Here is a 7070-nt window from a genome sequence, read left to right as displayed (position 1 = left end):
GCTATACTTCTATACATGACATCTACTTAAAAGTATCGTAAAGTTAAGAACCGCCTTGGTACGGATCCGTATGCCAGGTGGTGTGAGAGGTCGGCTGAAGAAATAATCTTCAGCCTCCTACTCGATTATGTTTTAAATAGAGATCTTTCTTATATTATTTTCAGGAATGGATATACTCGGGTTTAAAGTAACTATGATTTTATTTTTTTTTTGCTGTCAGAATGTAGGGGAGGGAATGCTTTTACTTTCTAATCTGAAGTAATCAATAAGGGGTTATAAGTTTATTTTGTATACTTTTTTTAGTGAATTGTATGAAGGTTTTTTAGTATTATGATCTAGGTGTATCTTAAAAATCTATATTACTTAGTTAGGATATCAAGTCTCAAAATATTTAGCTTATTGCAATTATAGATGAACTTTGGCCAGTTTTCCTTCTTCTAAGTATCAAAATTTTACTCTCAAAAAATCTTATTTAGTAGGTTGTATTTTTGTTTAAGGGTAGGGAGGATAGCCTTATTTGTAGTTTTAAAACGGATAGAATTTATTCGAGTTTATTCCAATAAGTAAACCTATTTACTAAACCATATTTGTCTTTCTAGCCAATCAGCTAAGATGTAAATTACCAAGATATACTTTAAGTCTAGTTGTAAGAAGGCTTGTTCTAAAGGTTTATTGATACTTATATTTTCTTGTCCTATAAGCCTGTTTTTTATTCTTTATATTTTATTCGAATTGTAATTACACTAATTCGCTGGTATTATTATGTAGTATATTTACTTACCTAAAAGTGCCTATCTACATTTTCTTTCTTTAGTAAAAAAGCTCATCTTTAGGTATTGGCCTAATGCTCTTTTAAAATATTTATAGAACCATTTAGGCTGTTTTAAGGGAATGTTCGAGTTATGAATCAATAGATGTGTTGGTAGTATTTTAATCTATCTCCTGTACCATTGAAGTACTCTGTTTGTTTTTTATCCTATTGTTCGAGTTATGAATCAATAGATGTGTTGGTAGTATTTTAGTCTATCTCCTGTACCATTGAAGTACTCCTTTTGTTTTTTTATCCTATGGTTAGAGTTATGAATCAATAGATGTGTTGGTAGTATTTCAATCTATATCCGGGTTCTTTAAAGCAGCTTCTTTTTTATTCTATTCTACAGTTTGAGTTATGATGCAATAGATCCATTGGTTATATTTTAATTTATATCTTGCTTCTTTAAAGGAGCTTATTTGTTATTCTATTCTGTTCTATTCGATACTTTGAATTATGAATGAATAGATGTGTAGGTAGTATTTTAGTCCATATCTAGATACCTCAAAGAATCCTATTTATCTTTTAGATATAAATTATATCATTAGTTTTTTATAATTTCTGGGAGTTATTCTACATCCAAAATAATAGACCTTGTTCTAGGTTTATATAGAATAGATTCTTTTGTGAAGTTATAGAAAGTAAGATATTATTAAGAGAACTATTTATTCTAGTAATATTTTATTGGATGTAATATTAAGTTAGGGTATCAAAATAAATTAGGACTCTCTCGCAATGGAGGATGTACTATTTGTTTTACTTCGTTATATTTGTTTTTCTTTTAAAGTAACAAAATGAATAAATTGGATGATAAGAAGTTTTTAGATGTAGAGGATTATAGTATATCTAAAGAAAAATTCAGTATCTATTTAGATAAAGAGTTAAATATTTTAAAAACAATTCCTCAGCCAAAAGTGGAGGAAATACACAGATACTACCAAAGTGAAAACTACATTTCTCATTCCGATAATTCACGTGGATTATTTAATCGCATTTATCAAGTAGTCAAAAAAAATGCAATTCAACGCAAACTTCAATTCATTCAAAGTTTACGTCCACAAGCAAAAAGTATTTTAGATATAGGTTGTGGTACAGGAGAGTTTCTACTTCATGCTAAAAAAAATGGTTGGCAAACTACTGGATTAGAACCTAGCGATCAAGCAAAGAATTTAGCTAAACAAAAAGGCCTGGAATTAGTAGAACATAGTAGTGAGTTAAAAGATGCTTCTTTCGATGTTATTACCATGTGGCATGTTCTAGAGCATGTTGCTGATTTAGATTTTCAAATCAAAGAACTCCGTAGACTTTTAAAAAAAGATGGAATAATTTTAATAGCTGTACCGAATCACGAATCTTATGATGCGCAATACTATAAACATTTTTGGGCAGCTTATGATGTGCCTCGTCACTTATGGCATTTTTCTAGATCTTCAATAATTAATTTATTTGAGAAATATCATTTTTCAATTCAAGGTCTTTATCCGTTAGTTTTTGATAGTTTTTATGTAAGTCTACTTTCTGAGGAATATAAAACGGGAAAGAAGAATTGGTGGAAAGCATTTTGCATTGGCTTAAAATCAAATGTAAAAGCTAAGCAAACATTAAATTACTCTTCTATCACTTATATATTTGAAAAACTAGAGAAAGGGGATTAATCTTCTATAGTTTCATATTTTCAAGGTTGAAATCGATTTTAAAGGCTCCTGTTTAGTTATTACATCTACATCGGAAAGTTATTATGGCGTTTTTTAGATAATGCATTAAAAGGCTTTAAAAAAGGTTATTAATAATAGCTTTTAATTATTTTTTATTTTATAATCATAGATTTTTTTGATAGATAACTTTTTTTAACTTTCGTCTAAAACTTTTACTATTTTTACGTACTAAATAAAACGGAAATGAAAAAAGGTATTTTAATGTTAGGTTTAGCTGCAATGTTTGTAGCTTGTAATAATCCTAGTGCTACAAGCGAGTTTAAAACTGCTTATGTAGATTCAACTATTCTATTAAAAGAATATAACGAAGTAAAGAATATTGAAGCTGATTTTAAAGCAAAGTCTGAAGAGAAAGGAAAAGCTTTAGAAACTGAAATTGAAGCATTCCAAAAAGAAGTGCAAGATTTTCAAAAAAATGCTGCTTCAAAAGGACAAGCTTGGGCACAAAGTAAAGCAAATGAGCTTCAACAAAAAGAGCAAGAGTTACAGTATAAGCAACAATCTTTAATGCAATCTTTACAACAAGAAAGCGGACAAGCAATGGAAGAGGTTATAACTAAAGTTAAAAACCATATCGCTGAATACGCTAAAACAAATAATTTGGATTACGTATTTAATACCGAGGAAGCTTCTACAGTTCTTTTTGCTAAAGAACAATATAACATTACAGATATTATCGTTAAGGAGTTAAATGCAAACTACAAGGGAGCGACTCCTGTAGAAGAAGGTACAGAAACAACAAAGTAATAATACCATATATAAGTAAAGGTACTATCTCATAAAGGTTACTTCGTTGTCATTTAGAAGGAATTTATTAGGTATAGTTTATAGTTTGGATCAAATAATTAAATTATACTAATTAAAATACAATATTTATTAAACAAAAAAGGGCTATCTTCAATTGTGAGACAGCTCTTTTTTTGTTAATCTATAAATGGATAAAGTATTATAGTTGTGGATTTTTTTGTTGTACTTTGCTAAAAACTTTTACAATGACTACTTTCTCTGAAGAAGCACAATATGTTTTAGATTTCGTAAATCAAACAAATCGTAATATTTTCCTTACGGGTAAAGCTGGAACTGGAAAGACAACTCTTTTAAAAGAGATTATCAAAACCTCCCATAAAAATGCTGTTATTGTGGCGCCCACTGGTATTGCTGCTCTAAATGCAGGAGGGGTAACTATCCATTCATTTTTTCATCTTCCATTTGGAACCTTTATTCCAGATGTTGTTAATCCCCCTATGTTTGACGATCGTATAAAGATTGAAAACAGAATTTCTTTAAAGAAGCATATGCGTATGAATAATGCTCGACGTTCTTTATTTAGAAATATGGATTTATTAGTGATAGATGAAGTAAGTATGTTGCGTTGTGACGTATTAGATGCAATGGACTTTATGCTTCAATCTATACGTAAAAATAAACAAGCTTTTGGAGGTGTTCAAGTTTTATTTATTGGTGATTTATTACAGTTGCCTCCTGTGGTTAAGAATGAGGAATGGGAAATTCTAAAGCGTTATTACGATGGTGTTCACTTCTTTCATTCTGAGGTATTACGATCTAACTTACCTTTATATATCGAGTTAGAAACCATATATCGACAAAGTGACCAAGTTTTTATATCAATTTTAAATAATCTTAGAAATAACACTGTAACCCAAGGAGATTTACAGACTCTCAATACTTATATAAAGCCTGATTTTGATGTAATGAAGAATCCAGGTTATATTACTTTAAGTACACATAATGCTAAGGCAGATTCTATCAATGAACAAGCTTTAGAATCCTTAGATGAAAAACTGTTCTCTTATACACCTGAAATAGTAGGGGATTTTCCTGAAAAGATTTATCCTTTAGATACTGTTTTATCTCTAAAAGTAGGAGCACAGGTAATTTTTATTAAGAATGATATCTCTGTAGAAAAGAGTTTTTATAATGGAAAAATGGGCGTGATAAAGTCTTTGACAAAAGATCAAATTATCGTTCATTTTCCTGAAGAGAATCTTAGTATTGAAGTAGAGAAATACGAATGGGAAAATATTAAATATTCGGTTTGTGAAAATACTAAGGAAATCAAGGAAGAGATATTAGGAACTTTTACCCAATATCCTATTAAATTAGCTTGGGCTATTACAGTACATAAAAGCCAAGGATTAACCTTTGATAAGGCTGTGTTAGATGTTTCAAGAGTATTTTTACCTGGCCAAGCTTATGTAGCATTATCTAGATTACGTAGTTTAAAAGGTTTAGTACTACTTTCAGCCATCCAAATGAATGGACTGACAAATGATATGGATGTTATGATGTTTGCTGGTAATAAGGCAACAAACGAGCAATTAGAAAGTGAATTGTCTCTTCATGCGAAAGAATTTTTAGAAGGGTTTTTAAAGGATGCTTTTTCTTGGAACAGTTTATCGCATTTATGGCATACACATGCTAATACTTATTTTTCTGAAACCCAAAAAAGTCCTAAAAGTGCTTATAAGTCTTGGGCAGATAAGGCTATTGTAACAATTGATACGATGCTTGTACATTCTAATAAGTTTGTCATGCAATTACATGCTCTATTTAACAGCGAACCCTTTCGATTTGAGTATACTAAACAAAGGGTACAGAAAGCTTATGAATACTTTTTCCCTACGATGGACCATTTAGTTTTCGAATTACTTTTTACCATTGCTCAAGTAAAAGGAAAGAGAAATTTAAAAACTTTTTTTGATGAATTAGTCGTTTTAGAAGATGACTTATTAGCAAGGGTTTTAAAAATGAAAAAAGCTTTGAAGATGCTAGAGATTATCGACAGCGGGCAAAAAGTTTGTAAAGATACCTTACAGAGTGAAGATGTTGCTTCTTATAAAATGAATCATTTAGTAAACATCGCCTCTTTAATTCGTAGTACTCATTTAGACTTAGATCCTTCCGATGAAGATGATTTATCTTTATATAGCTCTAGTAAAAGCGAACCTAAGCAGAAGAAAAAGCCAACCGTAACTATAACCTTCGACTATTATAAAGCTGGTAAAAATATTGAAGAAATCGCGGAAATAAGAAAGTTAACTACAACTACTATTAACTCGCATATTGCAAAGTTGATAAAGGATGAAAAAATAGATATAAAAGAAGTCCTTAGCCCTGAGAAACTAGAGGCATTAGCCAAGGTGTTTGCTTCCAGACAAGAAATGAGTTTAACAGAGATTAAAGCTCAAGTTAAAGATGAATTTTCTTGGGAAGAATTAAGACTATATCAAAGCTCTATTAAAGCCTAGGTAAAGATATTTTGACAATAAAAAGTAGTTATAAATCAAGTTATTTCTAACTACTTTTTATGCATTAGTCTAGTTAGTTTTATAGATAAATCTGTAAATATCATTCTTGAACTACCATTTCTCTCTATATGGTAGATAGCCTGAGATAACTCATCATAAATAGAGATTATATTGGACCCGTTAACAAAGGGAGCAAATTTTTCTAGTTTGAAATTGTCCACCGTAGTTTGATAGTATACTAAGTTGGGTGTTTGGTAATTTAATAATAAAGCTTGTCTGAATAACTCAATACAAAATTCTAAAAATTGTTTTTGTTGTTCTCTTCCCAAACTTGATAGCTGCTCACTCCATAGAATTAAATCTTGGATTACAGCAGCATTTCCTTTTGCTCTAAAGGCTGCTCTAACCCATTGAACAAACCATTTTTCAAAAGGTTCCACACTATCTTGACTTAATAAAAGTTTTAAAGCTTTATTATAATTTCCTTGAGCCTGATGTGATAGCATTAAGGCCTGATTTTGGGGACAATTATGTTTTTGTATTAAAGCTTGTTCAATGTCTTTTTGACCAAGGCTATTAAAATTTACAATTTGACATCTTGATAAAATGGTAGGAAGGATATTTTTTTGGTTTTCAGCAATTAGAATAAACAGTGTTTTAGCAGGAGGTTCTTCTAGTAGCTTTAGTAATTTATTAGAAGCTTCGATATTTAATTTATCTGCCATCCAAATGATGCAAATCTTATATCCACCTTCATAGGATTTTAATGCTAGTTTTTTTGAAATTTGAATTGCTTCATCTACACCTATTTGGCCTTGTTTATTTTGTATATCCATATGAGTATACCAATCAAATAAATTTCCATAAGGCGTTTTATCTAAAAAGGTAATCCATTTAGATAAAAACAGATCGGATGTAGGATTCTTCTTAATCATATCCGTTGTACTTACTGGATATATAAAATGTAAATCAGGATGTGAAAGATTATCCACTTTTAGGCTACATGCATCAAAAGTTGCTGGGTCTAATTTTGAATTACACAATACATATTTTGCATAAGCAATAGCCATAGGTAAGGTTCCACTTCCATCAGGCCCAATGAAAAGTTGAGCATGAGGAATTCTACCTACTTGTGCGTTTTGCATTAATGCATTCTTTATGTGATCTTGACCAATTATATGTGAAAATTCCATAAAGCAAATATAAAGTAAATCCTCGTGGATTGTAAATAAATCTTTTAGTGCTGAATGTTTATTTATTTTGACCAGAGAGAAC

General features: G+C 30.3%; 4 protein-coding genes. 3 read left to right on the top strand and 1 reads right to left on the bottom strand.

The window, feature by feature from the left end:
• Nucleotides 1–1605: 1605 nt before the first annotated feature.
• The 3 genes from ACYSNX_RS09725 to ACYSNX_RS09715 all read left to right on the top strand — a co-directional run bounded on the left by ACYSNX_RS09725 (nucleotide 1606) and on the right by ACYSNX_RS09715 (nucleotide 5795).
• Entirely contained in the window at nucleotides 1606–2466 is an 861-nt protein-coding gene (locus ACYSNX_RS09725) for a class I SAM-dependent methyltransferase (protein WP_461754486.1), read from the top strand.
• 243 nt (nucleotides 2467–2709) lie between these two features.
• Nucleotides 2710–3273 carry an OmpH/Skp family outer membrane protein gene (locus ACYSNX_RS09720; protein ID WP_461754485.1) on the top strand — a complete coding sequence of 188 codons (564 nt, stop codon included), beginning with the start codon at nucleotides 2710–2712 and terminating at the stop codon, nucleotides 3271–3273.
• 245 nt (nucleotides 3274–3518) lie between these two features.
• On the top strand, nucleotides 3519–5795 hold the full coding sequence (locus ACYSNX_RS09715) for a helix-turn-helix domain-containing protein (protein WP_461754484.1): 2277 nt from the start codon (nucleotides 3519–3521) through the stop codon (nucleotides 5793–5795).
• 50 nt (nucleotides 5796–5845) lie between these two features.
• Here the strand turns inward: ACYSNX_RS09715 and ACYSNX_RS09710 are convergent, their stop codons facing one another.
• Nucleotides 5846–6988, bottom strand: coding sequence for a DNA polymerase III subunit (locus ACYSNX_RS09710; protein ID WP_461754483.1), 1143 nt, complete (start codon nucleotides 6986–6988; stop codon nucleotides 5846–5848).
• Nucleotides 6989–7070: the final 82 nt, after the last annotated feature.

The organism is Myroides sp. LJL115 (assembly GCF_054871665.1).
The sequence above is the reverse complement of the archived record's forward strand: the minus strand, read 5'-3'. Positions and strand labels throughout refer to the sequence as shown.

Bases quoted from the DNA above. Each gene is read 5' to 3' on its own strand.
- ACYSNX_RS09725 (WP_461754486.1), top strand. From the start codon at position 1,606: ATGAATAAATTGGATGATAAGAAGTTTTTAGATGTAGAGGATTATAGT.
- ACYSNX_RS09710 (WP_461754483.1), bottom strand. From the start codon at position 6,988: ATGGAATTTTCACATATAATTGGTCAAGATCACATAAAGAATGCATTA.
- ACYSNX_RS09715 (WP_461754484.1), top strand. From the start codon at position 3,519: ATGACTACTTTCTCTGAAGAAGCACAATATGTTTTAGATTTCGTAAAT.
- ACYSNX_RS09720 (WP_461754485.1), top strand. From the start codon at position 2,710: ATGAAAAAAGGTATTTTAATGTTAGGTTTAGCTGCAATGTTTGTAGCT.